Annotated in this window: 19 protein-coding genes and 11 pseudogenes; 14 read left to right on the top strand and 16 right to left on the bottom strand. The window is 73.9% G+C overall.

From position 1 onward, the window contains the following. From FF86_RS68180 to FF86_RS24560, 5 genes and pseudogenes are all read right to left on the bottom strand, one after another. A pseudogene (locus FF86_RS68180) lies at positions 1-249 on the bottom strand (hypothetical protein); the annotation flags it as partial. 145 nt (positions 250-394) lie between these two features. Further along, on the bottom strand, positions 395-588 hold a 194-nt coding region (locus tag FF86_RS68175; protein ID WP_396230063.1), incomplete at its 3' end, for a WD40 repeat domain-containing protein. Positions 589-608: 20 nt separating this feature from the next. After that, positions 609-1,308 (bottom strand): pentapeptide repeat-containing protein (locus tag FF86_RS68170; protein WP_396230062.1); only part of this gene is annotated, 700 nt, incomplete at its 3' end. 1,249 nt (positions 1,309-2,557) lie between these two features. Beyond that, positions 2,558-4,677: TIR domain-containing protein (locus FF86_RS36375; protein WP_206779019.1), on the bottom strand; the 2,120-nt coding region annotated here is incomplete at its 3' end. Positions 4,678-4,830: 153 nt separating this feature from the next. Continuing rightward, positions 4,831-5,320 (bottom strand): pyridoxamine 5'-phosphate oxidase family protein (locus FF86_RS24560; protein WP_242419472.1); only part of this gene is annotated, 490 nt, incomplete at its 3' end. A 33-nt stretch (positions 5,321-5,353) separates the two neighbouring features. Here FF86_RS24560 and FF86_RS24555 point away from each other — a divergent pair. The 4 genes and pseudogenes from FF86_RS24555 to FF86_RS24545 all read left to right on the top strand — a co-directional run. Next, positions 5,354-6,424 (top strand): YafY family protein, encoded by a 1,071-nt coding sequence (locus FF86_RS24555; protein ID WP_055870225.1) that lies wholly within the window; start codon positions 5,354-5,356, stop codon positions 6,422-6,424. Positions 6,425-6,553: 129 nt separating this feature from the next. Then, positions 6,554-6,672 (top strand): annotated as a pseudogene (locus tag FF86_RS57030) (DUF456 domain-containing protein); the annotation flags it as partial. A gap of 1 nt (position 6,673) precedes the next feature. Beyond that, a partial coding sequence (locus tag FF86_RS24550; protein WP_242419470.1) for a DUF456 domain-containing protein occupies positions 6,674-7,003 on the top strand: 330 nt, incomplete at its 5' end. 178 nt (positions 7,004-7,181) lie between these two features. After that, positions 7,182-8,357 (top strand): annotated as a pseudogene (locus FF86_RS24545) (arginine deiminase family protein); the annotation flags it as partial. Between the two features lies 1 nt (position 8,358). Here the strand turns inward: FF86_RS24545 and FF86_RS24540 are convergent. After that, positions 8,359-8,598 (bottom strand): hypothetical protein (locus tag FF86_RS24540; protein WP_242419469.1); only part of this gene is annotated, 240 nt, incomplete at its 3' end. Positions 8,599-8,759: 161 nt separating this feature from the next. Between FF86_RS24540 and FF86_RS24535 the strand changes: the two genes are divergently transcribed. Further along, positions 8,760-9,401, top strand: coding sequence for a hypothetical protein (locus FF86_RS24535; protein ID WP_044887563.1), 642 nt, complete (start codon positions 8,760-8,762; stop codon positions 9,399-9,401). 231 nt (positions 9,402-9,632) lie between these two features. Here FF86_RS24535 and FF86_RS24530 read toward each other — a convergent pair whose 3' ends face one another. Continuing rightward, positions 9,633-11,228: an FUSC family protein gene (locus FF86_RS24530; protein ID WP_044887562.1), complete on the bottom strand. Its 1,596-nt coding sequence runs from the start codon at positions 11,226-11,228 to the stop codon at positions 9,633-9,635. Between the two features lie 99 nt (positions 11,229-11,327). Here FF86_RS24530 and FF86_RS24525 point away from each other — a divergent pair, with 99 nt between their 5' ends. The 4 genes and pseudogenes from FF86_RS24525 to FF86_RS57015 form a co-directional block, all read left to right on the top strand. Further along, positions 11,328-11,828, top strand: a complete 501-nt coding sequence (locus tag FF86_RS24525; protein ID WP_044887561.1) for a MarR family winged helix-turn-helix transcriptional regulator — start codon at positions 11,328-11,330, stop codon at positions 11,826-11,828. Between the two features lie 80 nt (positions 11,829-11,908). Then, a pseudogene (locus tag FF86_RS63080) lies at positions 11,909-12,200 on the top strand (alpha-amylase family glycosyl hydrolase); the annotation flags it as partial. Position 12,201: 1 nt separating this feature from the next. Continuing rightward, positions 12,202-12,876: pseudogene (locus FF86_RS57020) on the top strand (alpha-amylase family glycosyl hydrolase); the annotation flags it as partial. A 1-nt stretch (position 12,877) separates the two neighbouring features. Continuing rightward, positions 12,878-13,225: DUF3459 domain-containing protein (locus FF86_RS57015; protein ID WP_242419467.1), on the top strand; the 348-nt coding region annotated here is incomplete at its 5' end. Positions 13,226-13,298: 73 nt separating this feature from the next. On the opposite strand, the pseudogene FF86_RS57010 reads toward FF86_RS57015, so the two are convergent. The 5 genes and pseudogenes from FF86_RS57010 to FF86_RS56995 all read right to left on the bottom strand — a co-directional run. Then, positions 13,299-13,679: pseudogene (locus FF86_RS57010) on the bottom strand (formyltetrahydrofolate deformylase); the annotation flags it as partial. Position 13,680: 1 nt separating this feature from the next. Further along, on the bottom strand, positions 13,681-14,243 hold a 563-nt coding region (locus FF86_RS57005), incomplete at its 3' end, for an ACT domain-containing protein (protein WP_242419464.1). Between the two features lie 232 nt (positions 14,244-14,475). Further along, on the bottom strand, positions 14,476-15,261 hold the full coding sequence (locus tag FF86_RS24510; protein WP_044887558.1) for a 4'-phosphopantetheinyl transferase: 786 nt from the start codon (positions 15,259-15,261) through the stop codon (positions 14,476-14,478). A gap of 5 nt (positions 15,262-15,266) precedes the next feature. Continuing rightward, a pseudogene (locus tag FF86_RS57000) lies at positions 15,267-15,781 on the bottom strand (metallophosphoesterase); the annotation flags it as partial. A gap of 1 nt (position 15,782) precedes the next feature. Further along, positions 15,783-16,115 (bottom strand): annotated as a pseudogene (locus FF86_RS56995) (metallophosphoesterase); the annotation flags it as partial. Positions 16,116-16,565: 450 nt separating this feature from the next. Here FF86_RS56995 and FF86_RS24500 point away from each other — a divergent pair. Beyond that, positions 16,566-16,889: DUF1232 domain-containing protein (locus FF86_RS24500; RefSeq protein ID WP_242419463.1), on the top strand; the 324-nt coding region annotated here is incomplete at its 5' end. 45 nt (positions 16,890-16,934) lie between these two features. On the opposite strand, the gene FF86_RS68165 is transcribed toward FF86_RS24500, so the two are convergent. The 3 genes from FF86_RS68165 to FF86_RS33665 form a co-directional block, all read right to left on the bottom strand. Further along, complete coding sequence (locus FF86_RS68165) at positions 16,935-17,135, bottom strand: hypothetical protein (RefSeq protein ID WP_396230061.1); 201 nt, start codon at positions 17,133-17,135, stop codon at positions 16,935-16,937. Positions 17,136-17,261: 126 nt separating this feature from the next. After that, on the bottom strand, positions 17,262-18,287 hold a 1,026-nt coding region (locus FF86_RS24495; RefSeq protein WP_206779018.1), incomplete at its 3' end, for a WD40 repeat domain-containing protein. A 2-nt stretch (positions 18,288-18,289) separates the two neighbouring features. Next, positions 18,290-18,709, bottom strand: coding sequence for a hypothetical protein (locus FF86_RS33665; protein ID WP_128423623.1), 420 nt, complete (start codon positions 18,707-18,709; stop codon positions 18,290-18,292). A gap of 173 nt (positions 18,710-18,882) precedes the next feature. Between FF86_RS33665 and FF86_RS56990 the strand changes: the two are divergent. Both FF86_RS56990 and FF86_RS56985 read left to right on the top strand, forming a co-directional pair. Next, positions 18,883-19,202: pseudogene (locus FF86_RS56990) on the top strand (protein-disulfide isomerase); the annotation flags it as partial. A gap of 1 nt (position 19,203) precedes the next feature. After that, positions 19,204-19,491, top strand: a pseudogene (locus FF86_RS56985) (protein-disulfide isomerase); the annotation flags it as partial. 141 nt (positions 19,492-19,632) lie between these two features. On the opposite strand, the gene FF86_RS24480 reads toward FF86_RS56985, so the two are convergent. After that, on the bottom strand, positions 19,633-20,208 hold the full coding sequence (locus tag FF86_RS24480) for a TerD family protein (RefSeq protein WP_044887555.1): 576 nt from the start codon (positions 20,206-20,208) through the stop codon (positions 19,633-19,635). 824 nt (positions 20,209-21,032) lie between these two features. Here FF86_RS24480 and FF86_RS68160 point away from each other — a divergent pair. Further along, a pseudogene (locus FF86_RS68160) lies at positions 21,033-21,313 on the top strand (TIR domain-containing protein); the annotation flags it as partial. Positions 21,314-21,464: 151 nt separating this feature from the next. Then, positions 21,465-22,409, top strand: a complete 945-nt coding sequence (locus FF86_RS24470; protein ID WP_313954377.1) for a toll/interleukin-1 receptor domain-containing protein — start codon at positions 21,465-21,467, stop codon at positions 22,407-22,409. Positions 22,410-22,510: the final 101 nt, after the last annotated feature.

The following is a 22,510-nucleotide window of genomic DNA, read 5'->3' as shown; positions in this document are numbered from 1 at the left end:
GTGGCCGGTGGCGGCGTCCCACAGCCGGGCGGTGCGGTCGTCGGCGGCGGTGGCCAGCAGGGTGCCGTCGGGGGAGAAGGCGACCGAGCGGACCGACGCCTCGTGGCCGGCAAAGGTGCGGAGCGCCTGACCGAAGGCGATATCCCAGAGCGTGGCGTTGCCATCGGCGGCGCCGGTGGCCAGCAGGGTGCCGTCGGGGGAGAACGCCACCGAGCGGACCGGGCGGTCGTGGCCGGCCAGGGTGCGCAGCGGGTGGCCGGTGGCGANNTNCCACAGNCGGGCGGTGCNGTCGNNGGCGNCGGTGGCCAGCAGGNTGCCGTCGGGGGAGAANGCNACCGNNCNNACCNANNCNTCGTGGCNGGTGAGGGTGCGCAGNGGNNGGCCGGTGGCGNCNTCCCACAGCCGGGCGGTGCGGTCGTCGGCGGCGGTGGCCAGCAGGGTGCCGTCGGGGGAGAACGCCACCGACCACACCGAGCCGTTGTGGCCGGTGAGGGTGCGCAGGGGTTGGCCGGTGGCGACATCCCACAGCCGCGCGGTGCCGTCGGCGGCCGCGGTCGCCAGCATGCTCCCGTCGGGGGAGAACGCCACCGAGTTCTGGGGCGCATCGNCGGGCGCCGTCACCGTGTCCGCCTCGTCCGAGCCGGGAATCGCGGCCGCGCCGAGTTCCGTCGCGCCCGCCGCGGACCCGAGTGATCCGCCGAGGACGGCGGCCCGCGACCAGTGGCTGCCCGCCACCCTGGCGTCCGTCACCGTCACGGCGGTGAGGGTTGCGCCCGACAGGTTCGCGCCCGACAGGTCCGCCCCGGCGAGGACGGTGCCCGTCAGCCGGGCGCCGCGCAGGGAGGCGTCGGTGAGTATGAGGCCGCTGTGCCGTCCGCCCTCGATCCGGGCGCCGTCGAGCACGGCCCCGGCCGCCTCGACATGCTCGGACACCACGTCTACGAGCGTGGCGCCGGTGAGGTCCGCCCCCCTCAGGTCGGCGCCGGACAGCCGGGTACCGCGCAGGGACGCCCCACCGAGGATCGCCGTCCTCAGGTCGGCGTCGCGCAGGTCGGCGCCGTCGAGCCGGGCGTCGGTGAGGTTCGCCCCCTGCAGGTCGGCGCCGCGCAGGGCGCGTCCGGACAGATCGCGTCCGGACAGATCGATGCCCGCGAGCCGGGCGCCGTTACCGAGAAGCACGTCGAGGCGCCGCGCCACCAGGACGGCGTTCTCCCGGGCGATCGCGGGCGCGTCCGGGTCGCTCGCCGTGGACTCCGCCCAGGCGATCAGTCGGCTTCGGGGGGCCAGATCGACCAGGAAGTCGAGCATGAGACCGGACATCTCCTCGGCGGCGAGCAGGTCGCCGGCGGTCGCCGGAGCCTCGGCGCTGACGACCTCGGCCGGGGGTGCACCGCGCCGGGACACCGTGGCCTCCTGGGCGGCTCCGGCGAGCCCGGCGGCGACCTCGACCGCGACGAGGTATTCGAGCACCGAGCGGTGGATGAACGAGAAGCGGCCGTCGGGATCGCGGCGCAGCGCCGTACCAGAACCGAGCAGATGCGCGGTCTCGTCGACGCTGAGGACGCTGGGCCGGCCCATCACGCGCAGCACCTGTGCCGCGATCTCGGTGAGCCGGGCCAGATCGACGGCCACCTCGCCGCCACGCCACATCGCGACCGCCAGCTCGCGGACCGCCGTGCGGCGCCCGGCCAGGGTGAGCTCCACAGACCGCTTCGTCTCGTACGTCAACCACTGATCGACAAGCTCGGCGTAGAGCGCGGCGCGGGTCACGCGGCCGTCGCCGGTGCTCGCGGCCCGGTCCCGGACGGCGCGCAGTCGCTCGTCGTCGATCTCGACGATGAACGACAGCAGCCGCGGGTTCCGGGCGAGCTCGAGCAGGTCGTCGACGTCGTCGATGAGCGCGAGGCGGGTGGCCGCCTGCCGGGCCGCCTCGGCAAGGGCGGTCTCGTCGGCCGGCCGGCCCGCGGTCAGCGCCCGGGTGAAGTGCCCGACCAGGTAACGCTCGATCTGCGCCGGGGTGAAGTCCTCCAGCCGGACGATGAAGCGGCCCAGCGTCCGCTCGACCTTCTCGCCGGTCTTTTTCAGCACATCGTCGTCGTTGATGAAGAACTCGGCCCGGCTGGTCACGACGACCTTCGCCCGGTTCGGCCCGGCCGCGCCGCCGCCCGCCGCCGACCCGGTGCCGTCGAGGATCGCGAGCAGGCCGTCGAGATAGGCGCTCGCCCGCGCGTAGGTGACCCGGGCGGCCAGCTCGTCGAAGCCGTCGAAGATCAGCACCACCCGGCCCTCGCGGACCATGTATCGGAAGGCGTCCAGGTCGGGCTGGCGCACCCCGGCATCGACCAGGTGCTGGACGGCGAGCAGGTCGAGGTCGAACGACTTCTCCAGCTTGCCGAGTTCGATCAGCATCGGGTCGACGTGCGNGAGGCGTTCGGGCACGGCCAGGGCGAGTTGGCGGGCGAGGAACGTCTTGCCATGGCCGAACGTGCCGAGCACCAGGATGAACCGTGCGTCGTCGGTGGCCAGCCAGTCCAGCACCATCTCGAGGGCATCGCCNCCGACCGGCGTCCGGCTGCGGTCGATGCGGCGGATGTGCTGCGGGACGTAGGCGGCGGGCGGGTAGTCCGGGTCGCTGAGCAGTTCCTCGGTCTGGCGGACCCGGTAGTCGCGCAGGTCGAACACGCCCTGGTACTCCGGCATGCTCAGCAGCCGGACGTCCCGGCCGCGGGCGAAGGCCACCAGCTTCGGCGAGGCCGGGTCGTCGCCGGTGTACACCAGATCCGTCAGCCGTAACGGGAACGCCAGGTAGGCCCGGGTCATCTCGGCCGCGAAGGACTCGATGGCGAGTTCGTCGGCTCCGCCCTCGACCAGGCCGATCAGGCGCAGCTCGACGATGCGGCCCTCCCGTCGCCACCCCCGCAGATGCGTCGGCGTGTCCCCGGCGGCCTCGACCCGCTCGACGACGGCGTCCCGGTGGTGCAGCCGTGCCACCTCGGCGAGCTCGTCGAGGGTGTCCCGCGGCCGGGCGACCGCCGCCGGCCGCCGCCGCTGCGAGTCGTCGGCGTCGAAGGCGTCGTCAGGCTCGGCCTGTTCGGCCGAGGCTCGGACCGTGTCCTGAGCGGGCCAGGCGTCGTGACCGAACGTCTCGCTCGCCGGGTCGAGCGAGAGCGAGACGCGGGCCGACAGCGCGTCGTCGGCCTCGAAACCGGCCGGGGTGCCCGGCGCGAACACGCGTGACCTGCGCTCGAATCCCGCCGCGTCGATGTCGATGAGCTGGTAGCGGCCTGGTCCCGGGGCCTGCACCGCGGCGGCGGCGTCGGCGCTGCGCGGGTCCGCCGGCCCGGGCCCTGCCGGGATCGCCAGCAGGCCGGCCGGAAGCCGGCCGATGCGGCCGTCGCCGTGGCCGCCGTGCAGCAGCAGGTGCAACCGGGGTGCGAGGAGCCGGTCCAGCTCCCCGCCATCGTGGAGGAGGGCCCCGGCATCCGTGCCGGCGACGCTCGCCGGGCCGTGGTGCACCGCGCCGATCCGCAGCCAGCCCTCCCATCCGCCCTGGTCCAGTTCCTTCACCACCGCGCTCAGCTGGCGCTCGCCGACCTCGCCGGTGCGCACCTCGTGGGTCTGCGCCATCGTCGAGTTCAGCCCGGCGACGACAACCTTCAGCTCCGGGAAGGCGACGACCGACCATTCGTGTCCCTGCTGGAAGCGTGCCTCGGCCTCCGCCCCGTGCAGCCGCCGCAGGAAGCCGGCGAAGAACGCCCACTTCGGCCAGTGCGGCGGTACGGCTGTGCGATGGTAGGCGTCTTCCAGCGCGACATACGCCTTGCAGAGCGCGGCGTTGACGTCGAGGTCGCCGGGCACGACGACGATCCGCTCCCGGGCGAGGCCCAGGCCGTCGGCGAGACCGGCCAGGAAGTCGTGGGCCCGATCGAACTCGTCCTCGGACGCCGTCCGGGTCAGGTCCCCGGTCACGATCATCAGGTCGGCGATCGCGGCGTGTCCGTCGACACCGGACCGCTTCGCGCCGAGGCCGCGTAGGTCGTCAAGCATCGGTGTCAGTGTCGACTGCGCATCGCCGTCAGTCTCGTCGGAGCCACCGAAGCGCAGGTCGGACAGGTGCAGCACCGAGATGGACCGCCGTCGCCGTTCGCCCGCGCGGCTATCCGCCCCCGGCGGGGGAGGCAAGGTGGGCGGACCCGGGAAAGGGGGAGCGGTCGCCGGCCTCGCCCGACCCGCCACCGTGGCGTGCATCTGCGCGGCCAGCGTCGCCGTGGCCGCGGCCTCGTCCAGGCCGACCAGGTCGATGTAGCCGCGGCCGGCGAGCAGGCCAGTCGGCGTGCACAGCCGCGCGCGCACCGGGACGATCACTCGCCCGGCACCGAGCGGGTCGCGGCGGAATCCGGCCTGCCACTCCGCCTGTCCGTACGAGGACCGTTCGAGGTACGCCTCCGACAGGACGGGCACGATCCGTTCGGCCCGGGTCAGTCCGTCCTGCATGCACGTGACGAAGTCGGTGCCCGCGACGAAGTCCCAGGCCTGGACGAAGACCCGAAACGGTTCACCCGGCGTGCGCTCCAGATTTTCGAGCTGCCAGGCGATCCACTCCGCCCAGGCCCTGTCGTCGCCGGTGTAGCTGATAAAGAAGTCGTGCTCCCATGCCCGTGTCACCCCGTTCGGCATTTATCGAGCATGCCATAGCCGGATCGCCGCCGGCCGGCAATGGAGGAGGTTTTTCGTCCGCTCGTGACAAGTCTGGTGTCGGCGCAGGTCACGGGTTTGCTCTGGCCCAGGTTTCGTGGATGGTGGCAGAATTGTTGCCGCGGCGCTGGAGGNGCACCGCGGAATAGCCGGGGCGCCAGCTTGCCAGGACGATCTCCTCGGCGGGCTCGTCGACGGTGGTGCGGACGATCTCGGTGAGCTCGACGCGGAACAGGTCGAACGGCTCGGGGGGCTGCACCTGTTCGGCGAAGCGGGCCTGGGTCGCCGGGTCGTCGACCCAGCGGGCGAAACCCGCGATCCGGACGTCGCCGCCGGCCATGTCGGTGCCCGGCCCGGGGTTGGCGGACAGCGCGAAGCGGGGGTCGCGGCGCAGGTCGCGGGACTTTCGGGCGGCGGGCATGCTGCCGAGCCACAGCTCGCCGGAGCGGAACGTGACCTCGATGCCGCTGGTGCGCGGGGAGCCGTCGGCGCGGATCGTGGCCAGGATGTGATGGCGGAAAGCCTCGAACCGGGTGCGCATGGTGTTGGCGAGGGCGGGTTGGGCGGTCTCGAAGTCGCGCCAGGATGTCGTCACCCGGCCATCCTGCGGCGCAAACCCTGCCATCCTCCGTCATGGTTTCCGGCCTAGCATCGCGGGGTGCGATCGAGCCGGCTGACCGCGTTGCTGCTGCACCTGCAGGCCGTGCGGCGGGCGACGGCGGCGGAGCTGGCCGCCGAGCTGGAGGTGTCCGTCCGCACGGTGCATCGCGACATCTCGGCGTTGCAGGACGCCGGGGTGCCGCTGTGGACCGAGCCGGGCCGGGCCGGCGGGGTGCGGTTGATGGACGGTTGGCGCACCAGCCTCGACGGGCTCACCGGCGACGAGGCGGCGGCGCTGCTGCTGCTCGGCGCGGGGCCCGAGGTGCTCGGCGGGCTGGGGCTCGCCTCGGTCGCCGCGGCCGCGCGCACGAAGATTCTCGCCACGCTGCCGCCGCGGCCTCGAGCCCAGGCAGGGCAGGTCCGCCAGCGGTTCCTGCTCGACGCGCCGGGATGGTTTCACCGCGAGGAGGCCGTGCCGCACCTGGCCACGCTCGCCGAGGCGGTGTGGGCGGGTCGCCGCGTCGATCTGCGCTACGGGGATCTGCGCTACGGGGATCTGCGCTACGGGGATCTGCGCTACCGGCGGGAGAGTGCCGCCGCGGCTCCCCCCGGCCCGTCGCCGGACGGCGTCGATCAGGGCCGTGTCGATCAAAGTGTGGCGCGCCGCGTCGATCCGCTCGGCCTGGTCTGCAAGGCGGGTACCTGGTACCTGGTGGCCCGGCACCGGGGCGATGTTCGCAGCTACCGCGTCGGGCGGATCCCCCAGGCCAGCGTGCGGGCGGAAACGTTCGACCGGCCGGACGACTTCGACCTCGCCGCCTGGTGGCGGGCGGGCAGCGACGAGTTCGCCCGCTCCCTGCTGCGCTGGAGTTGTCGGCTTCGGCTGTCCCCGGCGGCGCTGCGCGGCTTGCGGCACGCCGTCGACCCGTTCGCCGCCCGCGACGCCATCGCCGGCGCGTCGGCGCCGGACGGTGCCGGCTGGCGGGTGGTGGAGCTGGCCACCGAGGGCCCGGATGTCGCGCTGTCCCAGGTGTTGGCGCTCGGTGACGGGGTCGAGGTGCTGGCGCCGGAGGAGCTGCGGGCCGCCCTCGCCGAGACCGGGCGGCGCATCGCCGCACGCAACGCCTGACGAGAACTGCGTGGTCGCGCGTTTGTCAGGCGGGTCCGGGGAGGTCCCGGTACCGGTACCTTCTCGGAAAGGCGGTTCGAGGGAGGTCGCGCCATAAGTACCGGTGAGCTGCTCGCCGTCGCCCTGGTGATGGCCGTGGGCCTGGTCGGGATCGTCCTTCCGGTGCTGCCCGGTCTGGTCCTCGTCTGGGGCGCGGGGCTGTGGTGGGTGATCGCGGACGGCGGCGGGGTGGGTCGCTGGATCGTGCTNGCCCTGATGACGGCGCTGTTCGTGATCGGCGCGCTGACGAAGTACGTCCTGCCCGCGCGGGCCACCGCCGGGCGGGGGGTGCCCTGGCAGAGCCTGGTCCTCGGCGCGGTCTGCGCGATCGTCGGCTTCTTCATCGTGCCGGTTCTCGGGCTGCTGATCGGCGGCGTCTTCGGCATCTACGTGGCGGAGCTGATCCGCCTCGGTGACTATCGCACCGCGGGCGGCACCACCTGGGCGGCGATCGTCGCGTTCGGCGTCGGCGTGCTCGTCGAACTCGTCGCGGGCGTCGCGATGGCGGCCGTCTGGGCCGTCGGTGAGCTCGTACTCTGACCCCGCCGACACACCCGGGTCGCCATCTTCGCGCATTCCGTAGAAGAAAAGTCCTTCGCCGCGGCGATGAGTCGGTCTATCGATAGACCGGATTTCGTCAGACCGGATTTCGTCGTGGTGATGTGGCGAGCCGGCGGCCATCGTGGTTCCGTGCGCCGTTGCATACTGCCCAGATGAAATGTGGCGGCGCGCGGTGAGCGGGCCGATGGTGCTGATCCAGAATCCGACGGTCGTGCAGCCGGTGGAGACGTCGGTGTTCCGGCCGGGCCGGCCCGCCTACGACCCGGTCCGGGCTGCGGCGGAGTCGGCCGCCGTGCGGGCGGCGCTGACCGACCTCGGGGCCGATCCCCGCGCGCCGTCGGAGATTCTCGCCGCCCTACCCCGTGAGGTCCTGCTCGAACTGGCCGCCCGCGCCGTCAGCGCCGACGACGACGCCCGGCTGTCCGCGGCCCGCGACGTGATGCGCGACTGGTCCGTCCCGGCGCTCGTCCCGGTTGTGCTGCGCCAGCCTCGGCTGCTGCTCGACCCAGCCGCCGGCGGCGGCGTGATCGGCCCCGACCAGCCGGACGAGAGCTACGCCCTGCGCCCGCTCGCCGGCCTGATGTTTCCCCGCGACCACTACGTCGACCTCGGCGGGGCGATCGCCATCGGCCGGCTGCGCCGTCGCGACCGGGCGCGGGAGACGGTCGTGATGGCAGCGGTCCTGCGCGGCCTGCGGGGACGCTCGGCGGAGGTGCGGGTGCCCGAGCCACTGTTCCTGGCCGGCGGCGACCTCGTCACCTGCGACGGTGTCGCCGTCCTCGGCACCGGCGCGCGGACCAGCCCGGCGGCGTGGGGGCTGTTGCGCCCGCACCTGCTCGCCGCGTTCGGCCGGGTCGTGCGGGTTCGCGACGAGCTGCTCCGCCCGGGTGAGCCACACCTGGACCACTGGCTGGGGCTCGGCCCCGGCATCGCGCTGGTTGCCGCGGACCGGCTGCACGCGCCCGCCGTCGTCGAAAGTTACGGCGCGGCCAGCCGGGAGACGACCCTCGTCGACGCGCTGCGCAGCATCGAACTGGCCGTCTGCCCGCTGGCTCCGGAGACGGTCGCCGCGTTCGCCGCGGGGGTGTTCTTCCTGCCCGGCCCGCGGCCCGGGGCCTGGACGGCGGGCGGCGACGAGCCGGCGGCGCTGGTGTCGACGGCCAGCGCGCCGTGGACCGAGCCGGTGCTGTCCCGGTTTGGCGTGCACACCGTCGCCGTCCCGTTCGACGAGCATCACAAGCAGCTCGGCAGCCTGCACCGCGCGCTCAACACCGTCCCCGGTGTGCTCGGGGACGAGCCCGGCCGGGCGATCAGTGGATGGCGTCAGGACGCTNTCGGGTGAACCGGCGCGGCAGCCGGCCGAGCAGCCGACCGCGCCGCGTTTCGGTCGGCTCGGCGGCGACGCCCGGTTCATGATCGGCGGATGTCGGGGGTGGCGCGCTCGCGTCGGCGGCCGCCCGGGCCTGGAGCCGGGCGCGAATCTCGTCGGGGGAGTAGGAGCCGCGCTGGCGCTGGTCGCGGGCGACCAGGACGCCGGTCGCGGCCACCCCCGCCAGCCCGGCGACGCCGAGCACCTTCCCCCACCGGGCGAGCTGCAGCCCGCCGGCCGGACGCCCCCCGCCGGCCTGACGCGTTCGTCCAGGCTGACGCGTTCGTCCAGGCTGACGCGTGCCTCCAGGCTGATGCACTCCGTCAGGCTACGGCGTACCGGCCCGGATGGGGCATCCTTACCGGCATGCCCGATACGCGGATCGGCCTGACCGACGCCCTGGAGCTGGCCCGCACCGGTGACCTGTGGCTGTTCCGCGGTCGCACGGCGGCGGACCGAGCCATCCAGACGACGACGAACAGTCCGGTCAACCACGTCGGCATGGCGATCGTGCTCGACGATCTCCCCCCGCTGCTGTGGCACGCGGAGCTGGGTAAGTCGCTTCCCGACGTCTGGGCGGGCACGCACCACCGCGGGGTGCAGCTCCACGACCTGCGGGCGGCCGTGGAGGTCTGGGCCCGCCGCTATGGCCAGCGGGCCTGGCTGCGGCAGCTCTCGCCGGCGGTCGGCACCGGACGGGAGGACGCCGCGCTGCGCACGGTCGCCCGCCTCGACGGCACCCCGTTCCCGTCCACCGCCCAGCTCGCGACGCGCTGGCTACGCGGACGGTTCCCGCGCCCGCGCCGGGCGGTGTCCCCGCAGGCGCTGCAGACCGCCTACTGCGCCGAAGTCGTCGCCGTCACCTACGAGGCGATGGGCCTGCTCCCGCCCAACCGGGCGCCGAACTGGTACGACCCGGGGCGGTTCTGGAGCGGGGACGCGCTGGAGCTGCGCGCCGGCTTCAGCCTCGGCGGCGAGATCGCCGTGGACCTCACTGCCGGCACCTGACTGGGCTCGCGAGTCTGGTTGCGATCAGGAAAGGTTCGGCTGTGCTCCCTGATCCGGATCGTCGAGGCATGGAAGCAGAGACGCATTGATCGCGGCGGCTGCGATCGGGCAGCGCGGCGCGGCTCTGCGGCTCCGCGGCTCCGCGGTTCCGCGGAACCGCACGATCGCTGGGACCTGGGCCTGAGGCCGGGCGGTCTCGTGCGGTTCCGGGGCACACCACCGGCGCCTGATTCAGTGGCGGGCCGCGGCGGCAGCGGCGCGGCCCATGGCGCGACGGGTCTCGACGACGATGGTGCGTGCTCGAGCGATGTCGCGGCGCGCGACGGGGCCAGGTGGGGCGCCGCGGGCGTCGAGTTCACGGGTCAGCGCGCACAGGGCCGGTCGGCAGGCGAGCAGGGCCGCGACGGCGTCGTACCGGTGCGGCCGGATGGCCTGGCCGGGTCGGCGGTGTCGGCGTGGTCGGCGGGTCAACGCCCGGTGCGCCCGTAGCGGCGGGGCGACCAGGGCGAGCTGATCGAAGGCGGTCTCCAGCCGGTCGTGTGCATCGGCGAGGGCGGCCCGCATGACCTCGGGTGTCGTCCTGCTCGGGCGTGGCATGCGGGCGCGGCCCGTCTGGCAGACGACCAGGTAGTCCGTCAGGGCGGCAAGGAGGTCGGCGATCCGTCGGCGCAGGACGTCGCCCGTGCGCACCGGCAGGACGAACCAGGCCGCGGCCAGACCGATCGCCGCGCCCAGCACCACCGCGGCCAGCCTTTCCCGCAGCAGCCCCGTTCCGGTCTGCCCGTAGTACCCGTAGAGCAGAGCGAGCACGCCGGTGACGCACGCCGTCCAGTAGGCGTAGGACGCCGACCGCAGCCACACCCCGAGCGCGAGCAGGACGAAGATGAGCACGATCGACACGTCGTCGCCGGCGGGGAAGCGGCCCGCGACGACGGTGGCCGCCGCCGTCCCCACCGCCGCGCCGGCCAGCCGCTGCGCGCAGCGGTAGGCGACGTCGCCCCGGCCGCGGTTGCCGCTGTGGACCAGGTAGGCGGTGAGAACGAGCCAGGACCGGTGCTCGCCGAACACGTGGCGCCCCACGGCGAAGGCCGCCCCGAGGGCCACCGCAAGCTGGACCGCCATCCGGGTGCTCGCGGGAAGTCGCCGCCTGCGCCGTGCGATCCCGGGCGCCGAAGGCGGCGCGACTCCGGGCGCCGAAGGCGGCGCCGTCCGATCGGCCGCGACCGGCCTTGCTGTCGGCTGTTCCCGCCGGGCCGGCCGGCGAGGCGGACCTGGTGCGAACAGCCGAGCCTCGGCGTGCCGAGCGATCGTCACCCAACCGATCGCGATCAGCGCGATCGCGACGAGGTTGAGCCGCGACGTCGGCCCTTCGCCGGGCGGAACCGGGGTGACGAGCAGCGCGATGAACGGCAGCGTGGCCAGGGTGCCGGCCCAGGTGCCCACCGGCCCGAACCGCCGTGCCCAGACGGCGCCGCTGACCGCCGCGGTGAACAGGACCTCGCCCACGGTCCGATGCCGTCGGGAGAGGTCGGCGACCTCGCTCGCGAGTAGCGCCACCGACGGCGTCACGAGCAGCGGCAGCAGCCGCGTGGCCCGCGGGCCGTCCTGCCCGCCCCGCCCGACCCGGCTGAGCGTCAGCGCGAGGACCACGCCGAGTACGGAGATGCCGGCGGACGCGCCGGTCAGGCCACGCAGCGCCAGTGACGTGCCGAACGTGGCCAGCACGGCGCCCATCGTCACCGCCGCCGCCCGCAGCTCGGTGCGTCGATCGACGGACGGCGAGCCCGGGGCGCGAGCCGCCCGGCCACGTTCGAAGATAGTCGTCACAGCGAACTAATCTCCGCCCCCTGGTGGCACAAGTTGCATGGTAGCCGCATTCTACGGGCCTGATCACGACGGCTGATAGTAAGTGATAGCGTGCTAACTGTGCGAGCAGGACAGGCGGCAGGACAGGCGGAGAGCGCGGCGGCGGTCCGGCGGGCGGTGACGCGGCTGGGCCGCCGGCTGCGGGCGGAGCGACCGGCCGGCGCGCTCAGCGGGACCAAGCTGAGCGTGCTCGGCCACCTCTACCGGCTTGGCCCGAGCACCCCGGGTGCGATCGCCGCGGCCGAGCGGCACCAGCCGCAGTCGCTGTCGCGCACCTTCGCCGAGCTGCAGGCCGCCGGGCTGATCAGTCGGCGCCCCGGGGAACGCGACCGGCGGGCCGCGGTGTTGACGATCACGCCGGCCGGACGGGAGGCGCTCGTCCGCGATATGGCGGACCGCGACGCCTGGCTCGCGCAGGCCCTGGACATCTTCACGCAGGCCGAGGTGGACCTGCTGCGGATCGCCGCCGGCCTGCTCGAATCGCTGGCGGATCGCCCGGTGGGCCTGCGCGGCCTCGCGGGCGGCACCGACCTGGGCGCCGTCCTGGAGCAGCCGGCGTGACCACCCACCGGCCACCGCCTCCGCCTGCCTCATCACCGTCGTCCGCGTCGTCCGCGTCGCCGACCGGCGAGCCGGACTGGGTGCGCCACGCGATCTGGTGGCACGTCTATCCGCTCGGATTCGCCGGCGCCGACACCACCGGAGCCGACCGGCGGCCCACGCGCGGGCTCGCCCGGATTGCCGACTGGCTCGACTACGCGGTGCGGCTCGGGGCGTCCGGCCTCGCCCTGGGACCGATCTTCGCATCGTCGACCCACGGGTACGACACGGTCGACCACTTCCGGATCGACCCGCGGCTCGGCGACGACGCCGACTTCGACGATCTCGTCGCCCGCGCCCACCGGCGGGGGCTGCGGATTCTGCTCGACGGGGNGTTCAACCACGTCGGCCGGGAGCATCCCGCCTTCGCCGCATCGCCCGACGGCGGGGACGCGCCGCCGCGCCCGGACTGGTTCGTCCCCACGGGCGGGACCGGGCCGGGTGGACGGCCCGAGTACGCTACCTTCGAAGGCCACGGCAGCCTCGTCACGCTGCGGCACGCGAACCCGGCCGTCGCCGACCACGTCACCGAGATCATGACCCACTGGCTCGACCGGGGCGCCGACGGCTGGCGGCTCGACGCCGCCTACGCGGTCCCCGCCGACTTCTGGGCGCAGGTGCTGCCGCGGGTGCGTCGTGCCCACCCGGACGCCTACCTGGTCGGCGAGGTCATCCACGGCGACTACCCGGACATCGTCCGCCGCACCGGCCTGGACGCGGTCACCCAGTACGAGCTGTGGAAGGCGATCTGGAGCTCGCTGAACGACGCCAACCTGTTCGAACTGGCCTGGGCGCTGGGCCGGCACGACGGCTTCCTCGACAGCTTCGTCCCGCTCACCTTCGTCGGCAACCACGACGTCACCCGGCTCGCCAGCCGGCTGCGCGAACCGCGCCACCTGGCCCACGCACTCGTCGTGTTGTGCACCGTCGGCGGCACCCCGAGCGTCTACTACGGCGACGAGCAGGCGTTCGTCGGCGTCAAGGAGGACCGCGTCGGTGGCGACGACGCNGTCCGCCCCGCGTTCCCGGTCGGCCCGGCCGCGCTCGCCCCCTACGGCTGGCCGATCTACCGGCTGCACCAGGACCTCATCGGTCTGCGGCGGCGTCACCCCTGGCTGCACACCGCCCGCACCCGCCCGCTGCACCTGACCAACGAGCAGCTCGTCTACGAGACGAGCGCCGAGGGGCAGCGCCTGCTCGTCGTGCTCAACCTCGCCGGGGCCCCCGCCGACTGCCCCGCACCCGACGCCGGGCAGCTTGTCGCCGGCCACGCGGACCTGGTCCAGCCCGGCACGGCGCAGGCCCTCGCCCGCCTACCACCCTTCGGCTGGGCCGTCCTCGCCCCCGCCGACCACTGATCCCCGACCACTGACCCCAGCCCACTGATCCCCGCCCGCGGACCCCGCCGACCGCCCCCTGGCTGCACACCGATCAGGAGAACACGACCGTGCGGCGGCCGCTGATGAGGACGCGGTGCTCGACGTGCCAGGTCACAGCGCGAGCGAGCGCGCGGCACTCGACATCGCGGCCCAGCGCCGCGAGGCGGTCGGGACCGTCGGCGTGATCGACCCGGATGACGTCCTGCTCGATGATCGGGCCGTCGTCGAGCTCGGCGGTCACGTAGTGCGCGGTCGCGCCGATCAGCTTCACCCCGCGGGCGTGTGCCTGGTGGTAGGGCCGGGCGCCGGAGAAGCTCGGCAGGAACGAGTGGTGGATGTTGATCGCCCGGCCGGCGAGCAGCGCGCACAGCTCAGGGGAGAGGATCTGCATGTAGCGGGCGAGGACCACCAGGTCGATCCGTTCCCGCTCGATNATCTCCAGAATCCCCTGTTCCTGCCGGTCGCGGGTGGTCGGGTCGACCGGCAGGTGATGGAACGGGATGGCATAGGAGCCGGCGAGGTCGGCGAAGTCGGGATGATTCGACACGATGGCGGGGATGTCGACGTCGAGCAGCCCCGACCGGTGCCGGTAGAGCAGATCGTTGAGGCAGTGTCCGAACCGGCTCACCAGGATCAGCACGCGGGGGCGGACCGCCAGGTCATGGACTCGCCAGTCCATCGCGAACGGGCGGGCCACGGGGGCGAAGCCGGCCCGCAGCGCGTCCAGGGCGAGGCCCGGTTCCTCGGCGACGACGTGCACCCGCATGAAGAACCGGCCCGAGTCGGTGTCGCCGAACTGGGCGGCGTCGGCGATGTTGCCACCGGCGTCGGCGAGGAACGCGGAGACCGCCGCGACGATCCCGAGCCGGTCGGGGCAGGACAGCGTCAGGACGAACTCGCCGGCCGCCGTCCGGGCGGCGGGGCCGGTCGGTGGCCCGGGGGAGCGGCCGGGATCGGCGGAGTGCGGCGTCGCGCCGCGGTCTTCAGGGATGGGCACATCCCTTCCTACCTCGGCACGACCGGCCACACCCGGCGCGGCGCACCGGTCCTGCCCTTGCGTACCTGGCCGGAGCCGGGGCGGCGGCACGGGGGCCGGGCGCCCTACCGCGGCTTGCGACCCTGCACGCCCCTCGTGCGCGGCCGCCGGCCGGCGGGGAAGGCGCCGGGGCCGGTTCGTACCGCGGGGCGTCGTCGGCCGGCCGAGAGCGGGCGGCGCCCGCGATGGTGCCTCACCGCGCGTCCGGCACGGGCGGCACCGGTTCGCCGTCGAGGTGTGGGACGGTGATGGCGGTGAGCAGCAGGCCGCGGTCGACGAGCCAGTGGCCGTCGAAGCCGGTGAGTTCGCCGCCGTCGAGCGTCGGCCCGGTCACCAGCAGCTTCGCGGTGAACGTGCCGCGGGCCGGGGCGACGGTCACCGGCCTGGACAGCGCCGTGCCGCTGTCGGCTGCCGAGCCCGTCGGGACGGCTGTGCCTGTCGGGACGGCTGTGCCCGGGTCGATGGTGAGGGCGGCGTCCTCGAAGCCGAGCCAGCGCTGGGCCAGTGGGAACCACGCCTTGTACACCGACTCCTTGGCGCTGAACAGCAGCCGGTCCCAGTGCACGGTCGGCCGGGTCCGGGTGAGAGTGGCGAGCCAGCCCTCCTCGGCCGGGACGGTGATCTGCGCCGTGACGCCCTGAGGGTTGGGTTCGTTCGGTTCGGCGTCAATGCCGATCGTGCGCAGCCGCCCGGCGAACGCCACCGCCGCCGCCCGGTAGCCGGCGCAGTGGGTGATGCTACCGACCACCCCGTCCGGCCAGCGGGGGGCGCCACGATCGCCCGGCAGGATCGGCGCCGGCGGCAGGCCGAGGCCGGTCAGCGCCTGGTGCGCGCAGATGCGGGCGGTGGTGAACTCCCGGCGGCGCTTGTCGACGGCGCGGGCGAGCAGCGCGGCCTCCTCGGGGAACAGCACGGCGTTCGGGTTGTCCTCGAACGCCTCGACGGCGACGGCCGCGTCCGGCAGCAGGCTGGACAGCATCGCGGTCAGCTCCGCGCCGTCGACGGGGACCGGGTGGGACTCGGCGACGCCGCTCGCCCCTGCGCTCCAGCGGCCGGGGCCCCGCCGGGCTCCGACGGGTAGGGCAGGATCTGGCGGGGGCCGGCGAAGGGCCGGCCGTAGGCCTCCCATGCGACGCGTTCCCGGGGGTACCCCATCGAGACCTCTTCGAAGCGGACGCCGTCGTACCAGGTCGTGCGGGGGATGTGCAGGTGGCCGTAGACGACCGCGGCCGTGCGGTGACGCCGGTGCCAGTCGGCGGTGGCGGTCGTCCCGCACCACAGCACGAACGTCGGGTAGCGCAGGATGTCGGTGGGTTCCCGGACGAGCGGCCAGTGGTTGACGAGCACCGTCGGCACGGCCGGATCGAGGGCGGCCAGCCGCTCGGTGGTGTAGGCGACCCGGGCCCGGGACCAGGCGTCGATGGTGGGATGCGGATCGGGGTGCAGCAGCCACTCGTCGGTGCACACCACCCCGGTCTCCCGGGCCAGGGCGAGGGCCTNCTCCTTCGTCGCCGTGCCCGCCGGGCGGAAGCTGTAGTCGTACAGGGCGAACAGGGGCGCGACGACCACCGGGCCACCCTCGCCCGTCCACACCGGGAACGGATCCTCCGGGGTGACCACGCCGAGGCCGCGGGCGATCTCGACCAGGTGGCGGTACCGCTCCTCGCCGCGCAGCCGGAGCGGATCGTGCTTCGGCGTCCACAGCTCATGGTTGCCGGGCACCCAGATCACTTTGGCGAAACGCTGGGTGAACAGTTGCCAGACCGCCTCGATCTCGCCGGCGACCTCGGCCACGTCACCGGCCAGAATCAGCCAATCCTCCGGCGAACCGGGNTCGATACCCTCGACAATCAGCCGATTCTCCGAATAACCGACATGAATATCACTGACGGCCATCAGCCGACCGGGCGGCGCAGGTGAATCCACGGGGGACACGTCGAAAAGCCTACCGGCGCAGGCCGGCATGTGTCCGGCCGACGGTCGAACCTCGGGTCGTCACCCGTCCGACAACGCGGCGTCGATTCCACGGCTCCCCCGCCGCCCGCACCGGACAACAGCGCGACGACGGGGTGTCGGCGGCGTCGCGGCCGCGGTGGCGTGCGGCGGGCCGGACCGGCACCGGCGGGCGGCGTGGATGTTCGTAACGGCGGGACATCGGGCATGCCGTCAGGGATCATCGCCCCCGGGCCGCCGACCGGTCGCCGCGGGGACCGACCTGGAGTGGAGTGGATGATGGGTGACAGCTTCGGCACGGCGCTGCTCGTCGTCCTCGGCGCGCTCGTNGCCCTCGGCCTCGCGCTGGCGGTGGCCGCCCTCGTCGTCATCCGCCGATACGACCTGCCGCTGCGCGGCACTGTGGCGACGCTGGCCAGCCTCGCCTACGTCGTCTCGCCGGTCGATGCCGTCCCCGAGATCCCGCTCGGGCCGATCGGGCTGGTCGACGACCTCATGGTGATCATCGCTGCGGTCGTGTACGTCCGCGGCCTGATCGCCGCCCGCCGCGGCCTCGACCCCGCCGCGCTCGACCATCCCGGCCGGGCGCCCCGCGACCTGCCCCGCCAGCCGCCGCCGAGACTGCCCCGCGGACGCCAGGGCAACCGCCGCTGACGCCCCCGCGCCCGTCTCGCCGAGCCCGCCCGGGCCGAACCGCCGCTAACCGACGTTCCACAGCCGTACGGTGCGGTCCTCGCTGCCGGTGGCGAGGATGGTTGCGGTGAGAGCCAGCGTGGTGACGGTACCGGTGTGGCCCGTCAGAGGCCGACCGAGCTCGCTCGGTGCCGCCGGGTCGGCGATCTTCCACAGGGCGATGGTGTCGTCGCCGCCGACGGCGAGAATGTCCCCGGCGAGGGCCACCGCGGTGACGGCGCCGGTGTGCTCGGTCAGGGGCTGGCCGAGCGGGCGCGGACGCGCCGGCTCGGTGATGTCCCACAGCCGCACGCTGCGGCCGTCCCCGGCGGCGAGGAGCCGGCTGCCAGGAGNGAACGCCACCGGGCGGGCGGTGCCGGGTTGATCGGTCGCGGGGGGTAGGAGACCGAGCCGGGTCGGAGCGGCCGGGTGGGTGACGTCCCACAGCCGCACCGTGCCGTCGGTGGCGGTGGTGGCGAGGGCGCGCCCGTCCGGGCTGAAGACCGCCGCCGATACGGGGGCCACCTCGGTGAGGGGCACCCCGATCGCCCTGGGAGCCCGTGGGTCGGTGACATTCCACAGGCGGGTGGCGTGGTCGGCGCCGGTGGTGGCGAGGGTGCGGCCGTCCGGGCTGAACGCCACCGAACTCACTGCGCCGGCGTGCGGGGTGATCGTGGCGAATGGGCGGGGGTCGGTCGGCTTGGTGACGTTCCACAGGCGGACGGTGCCGTCGGTAGCGGCCGACGCCAGGATGTGTCCGTTCGCACTGAACGCCACGGACGTCACGGGCTGGACACCCCCAGCCAGAGGCTGGCCGAGCGGGCGGGGGTCGGTCGGCTTGGTGACGTTCCACAGGCGGACGGTGCCGTCGACGGCGGCGGTGGCGAGGGTGCGCCCGTCCGGGCTGAAGTCGACCGAGGTCACCGATCCGGCGGCCGTCAGTTCCAGGCCGATCTCGTGGGGGGGCGTGGCGGCCGCTCCGCCCCCGCCCCCGCCATCGCTGCCGTGACGCCACTGCACGGAGGACAGCACGATGGCGGCGCAGACTGCGAGCACAGCCGCGACGGTGACGATCACGCGCCCGCGCCCCCTTGCGGCGGGACCTGCGGGTCGTCCCGGCCGCCGCCGTTCACCGCCGAGCACGAGGGTCGCCGGGCGCGTGGGCGGGGTCGGCGCTGCCGGCTCCGGCCGGGCGCCGCGGTCGGCAGGTGGGGGCGTCGCCGTCCGGTCGGGCTCGGCTCCCGTGCCGGCCCTTGCCTGGATGAGCAGGGCGTGGACGCGCCCCGGGAAGGTCTGCGGCTCGCCGGGCGGCGCCGAGAACTGCGGCGTCCGCCGCGACAGGACGGCGATGACCTGGCCGGCGAAGGAGTCCGCTCGCATGGTCACTCCCCGGCCGGGGCATCCGACGGGGCCGCCCCGGCCGGCGCCACCGGCCCGGCCGGTGTACGCACCCCCGCGCCCCTGGGTCCGGGGGTGGATGGATCCGCCGGCGCAGCGGCGGGCGGAGGGTCGAGCGGGATCGCCCGGGCGAGGCGTTCGACGACCAGCGGTGCGGCGATTCCCACCGACACCGCGGCGAACGCCGTCGTCACCTGTCCCGATGCGGCCGCCGCAGCGGCGAGCCCCGCGCCGATCGCGAGCCGGACGACCTCGGCCACCAGGTAGGCCCAGGCCCCGACCTCCCGGGGCCGGCCCGTCCGCCACGGCCAGCGGCCCGATCGGCGGACCGCGGTGTAAAGATCGAGACCCTCGACCGCGAAGCCGCCGAACAGCCCCCACAGTGCCACTTCGACCCCTGGCATGAGCGAAACGTAACTGATTCGTCCCGTACGGCGCCGGAGATCGATGATGAGACCTGGATGTGTGCTCGCCGGCCGGTCGCCCCCCCCGGAGAGCGCACCGGCGTTGTGGCACTTGCCGTCGGCCGGCCGGGTCGGCGCGGAACATCGTGGGGCGCGTCGCTGTTCCCCGGGTTATGACCTCCGCCACGTTCGCGATCACCTGGGATTACCGCTGCCCGTTCGCGCGCAACGCGCACGAACACGTGCTCACCGGTCTTGCGGCCGGTGCCGACTGGAATGTCAGCTTCATCCCCTTCTCGCTGGGGCAGGCGCATGTCGAGGAGGGCCAGCCCAGCGTCTGGGAGAAGCCCGAGCAGGATTCCGGCATTCTCGCCCTGCAGGCCGGTGTCGTGATCCGGGATGAATACCCCGACCTGTTCCCGGCGGCTCATCGCGCGTTGTTCGCGGCGCGCCACGACGAGGGTCGTCATCTCGAGGACCGCGTGGTCATCCGNGAGACGCTCACCGCGGTCGGGCTGCCCGCGGACGAGGTGCTCGCCCGGGTCGACGACGGCGGGCTGGCTCGGGTCCAGACCGAGCACGAGCGCTACGTCGCCTCCCACTCCGTCTGGGGCGTGCCCACCTTCATCGCCGACGACCAGGCGGTCTTCGTGCGGTTGATGAACCGGGCTCCGCTCGGTGCCGAGGCGGCGCCGTCCATCCGGGCGGTGGAGCGCGTCGTCGACCAGCTCACCGGCTGGCCGGAGCTCAACGAGTTCAAGCACACCTCCATCCCCCGTTGAGCGCATCCCCGAGTTGAGCGCATCCCCGAGTTGAGCGCATCCCCGGGCTGAGCGCATCCCCGGGTTGAGCCCATCTCCGAGCCGGTGCCGGCCGGGACGGTCGGGTCGCCCACGGGGCGTCTCGGCCGGCCGGCCACGGGTTCAGACGTCGAGACCGTACCCGCGGGCGATCTCCGCCAGGCCGGCGACGCCACCCTCACCGAGCGCGCGAAAATGCCAGCCGCCGCCGTCGCGGTGCAGTTCACCGAACAGCATCGAGGTGTCCCGCGCGGCGGTGCTCGACAGGTCGTAGCGCACCAGCTCGTCGCCGGTGTCGGTGCTGACGACCCGGATGTACGCGCCGTGCACGTCACCGAAACTCTGATGCCGGTAGTCGGCGTTGTGGATGCTCACCGGGAACACGATGCGGGTGATCGCGCTGGACAACAGGTCGAGGCGCACGTCGATCTGCTCGTCGTCGCCCGCACCCTCGCCGGTGAGGTTGTCCCCGCGGTGCACGATCTCCCCGCGCGGGCTGCTCAGATTGTTGTAGTAGACGAAATAGCTCAGGCTGGGCGCCCGGTCGTTCTCCTGCAGGGCGATCGCACTCGCGTCGAGGTCGAACTCCTCCGCTCCTGGACGGTTGGGATCCCAGCCGAGGCCGACGGTGATGTGCGTGAGGGTTTCGGTGGCTTCGGTAAGAGCGACGCTGCCGCCCTTGGCGAGATCAATGCCCACTGTTCTCCGTTTCCGCGGCTTTCGCCGATCGATCCGGCCGGACCGGCCGGCCGGCCGGCCCGATTCACGTGATCAGCCAAGCACAGACGGACGCCGCCGGGGAGCGCATCCGGCGAGACTTCGCCGTCGTCGGGGGGGACAGCCGCCCGTGCCCGCGCGCCGACCACGGTCGACCGGGCCGGTGGGGCGACGACAGCGTGGACGGTCGGTCACCGCATGGTGGACGGCGGCACCCTCGCGCGGCGCTCCGGACGTCGTTGCTCACCCTCCGGCGGCTGCCGGTTTCACTGTGCGTCGGACGGCTGCCGTCCGGCGCCCGCGGGCCCGGCGTCGCGGGCGCGGCGAGGCCCGGATTGGCTAACGTCGGCAGGCGTGGATCACCTACCACTGCTCGTCGGCTCCGGCGACATCGCCCGCGCCCTGGGCCTCACCCGTCAGGCCATCGATCACCGACTGCGGGTCGATCCGGCCGCACCGAGTCCCGCCGCGGTCGTCAACCGCACCGCGACCTGGGGTGGTACTCGGATCTGGTGGCGGGAGGAGATCGACNGATGGCTGCGCCTCGAACCCGAACACTGGGAAGTGCACTGAGGGAAAGAACCCTCGTCGCCGGTTGACGGGGAGCAGAGAAGGCGTGATGGCGGCCCTCGGGCAGTGGAGGGTACGCGGAGTGGCGCCACCCGGGTGATGACGTGTTGAGACGTCATTGATACTTCCGTGTCGCGGGCATCGCCATCCGGGCGGTCGGCTGATAGCGTTTGGCGACACCGTCCGTCGGATGGCGGTGAGCCCGGGGGCGCGGTGATGGTAATCGAGTGTGCGCGATGAAGAGCTACTTCTTCGTCTCCTATGCCGCCAAAGAGGACCGTCGCTGGGTCCAGCGCTTTCACGCCGATCTGGAGTATGAGCTGGGCCTGCTCGTCGGGACCGCGGTCGGCGGAATCCTCGATACCAGGCCGCGGCCCGGCATGGACGCGGACCTCGCCCTCGCGGCGGGGGCCGGCCGTATCCGCTCGATGGTCGCGCTCTGCTCCGACCCGTTTTTCAAGGACGGTTGGTGCGGGCGCGAATGGGAGGTCTTCGGCGCCCGCGTCGAGAACTTCAGNAAGGCCGGCGCGACCAGGCTGGAGGATGGTTTCCTGCGGGTGTTGTGGCGGCCGACCCACGACCCGGTGCCGCCGGCGGCGCGCCCCGCCCTCGCCGACGCGCGGGTCGGGNTGCCCGAGGTCTACGGCCAGCACGGATTGCTGTGGCTCATGCGCAACATGCGGCGCGGGCCCAGCGGCTACTACGCCTTCGTCCGGCTGTTCGCGGCCCGGGTCATCGCCGCCCAGCAGATCGATCTCGACCCTCTGCCCGAGCTCGCGATCCGCGCCGCCGGCCCCGCCTTCGGCTCCCACGGCATCGACGGCACCGGGCAGGCACCGATCGGCGCTTCCGCGGAACTCGACGGCCGGCCGCCAACCAGCGGGGTGGTCCGGCGGCAGGGGCTGGGGTCACCCGCTTCGGGGCCGCTCGCTTCGGGGCCGCTCGCTTCGGGGCCGCTCGCTTCGGATCCGCTCGCTTCGGATCGCAGCCGTGGCGCTCGAGGCGGCGCCGCGGGAGAGGGCGCCGAGCGTGGTGGCGGGGATCGGGGCGCCGGCGCTCGGCGCGGTGGGGGCCGGGGCGGTGGGGACGATGGCGGGGGGGCCGTCCGGCCGCGGGCCGGGTCGGTCCCGGCGGGCGACCGTGGGGGCCGCGGGGCCGGGGCGTTCGCGACGGCGCCGGTGGATTCTCCGGCGGCCCCGCGGCGGGTCGCCGTCAGTTATGTCGGGGCCGACCAGCAGTGGGCCGACTGGCTCGAACAGCTCCTGCGCCGCGGCTGCCACGAGGTCCGGCAGGTGCGGTGGGCGCAGAACCGCGGCGAGCGGCTCGCCGAGACCGTGGACCGCATCGCCTCGTGGGATCCGGAGATCACGGTCGTGCTGTTGTCGCGGCACTACCGTGCGCCTCGGCCCGAGCATCCCGGCACCACCGAGACCGAGGCCTGGGAGCGCCTCGGCCTGGAGGGTCCGCTGGCCTGCCGCGTCGTGCGCGTCACGATCGACCCCCAGCCGTTGCCCGAGCCGCTGCGCACCCTCCGGACGCTGGACCTCAGCGGTCTGGAACCGGCGGTGGTCAACGAACTCCTGATGGAGGTGCGGGCCGGGGGCGACTGGTGAGCCCCGTGCCCGCCTTCGGCCGCCCGGGCCGCCTGCCCGGGCAGTCCCCGCCCGTGTGGCGCAGCCGCCGGGAGAACGAGCTGTTCGCCGGCCGGGACGAC

The sequence above is a fragment of the Frankia sp. CpI1-P genome (assembly GCF_001421075.1).
Lineage (GTDB): Bacteria > Actinomycetota > Actinomycetes > Frankiales > Frankiaceae > Frankia > Frankia torreyi.
Note: the sequence above shows the minus strand (reverse complement) of the source record. Positions and strands in the feature narration are given on the sequence as shown.

What these genes read in the sequence shown, in the direction of transcription:
- FF86_RS24535 (WP_044887563.1), top strand. Translation starts at nt 8,760, where the DNA reads ATGCCCGATACGCGGATCGGCCTGACCGACGCCCTGGAGCTGGCCCGC.
- FF86_RS24510 (WP_044887558.1), bottom strand. Translation starts at nt 15,261, where the DNA reads ATGCTGTCCAGCCTGCTGCCGGACGCGGCCGTCGCCGTCGAGGCGTTC.
- FF86_RS33665 (WP_128423623.1), bottom strand. Translation starts at nt 18,709, where the DNA reads ATGCCAGGGGTCGAAGTGGCACTGTGGGGGCTGTTCGGCGGCTTCGCG.
- FF86_RS24470 (WP_313954377.1), top strand. Translation starts at nt 21,465, where the DNA reads ATGCGCAACATGCGGCGCGGGCCCAGCGGCTACTACGCCTTCGTCCGG.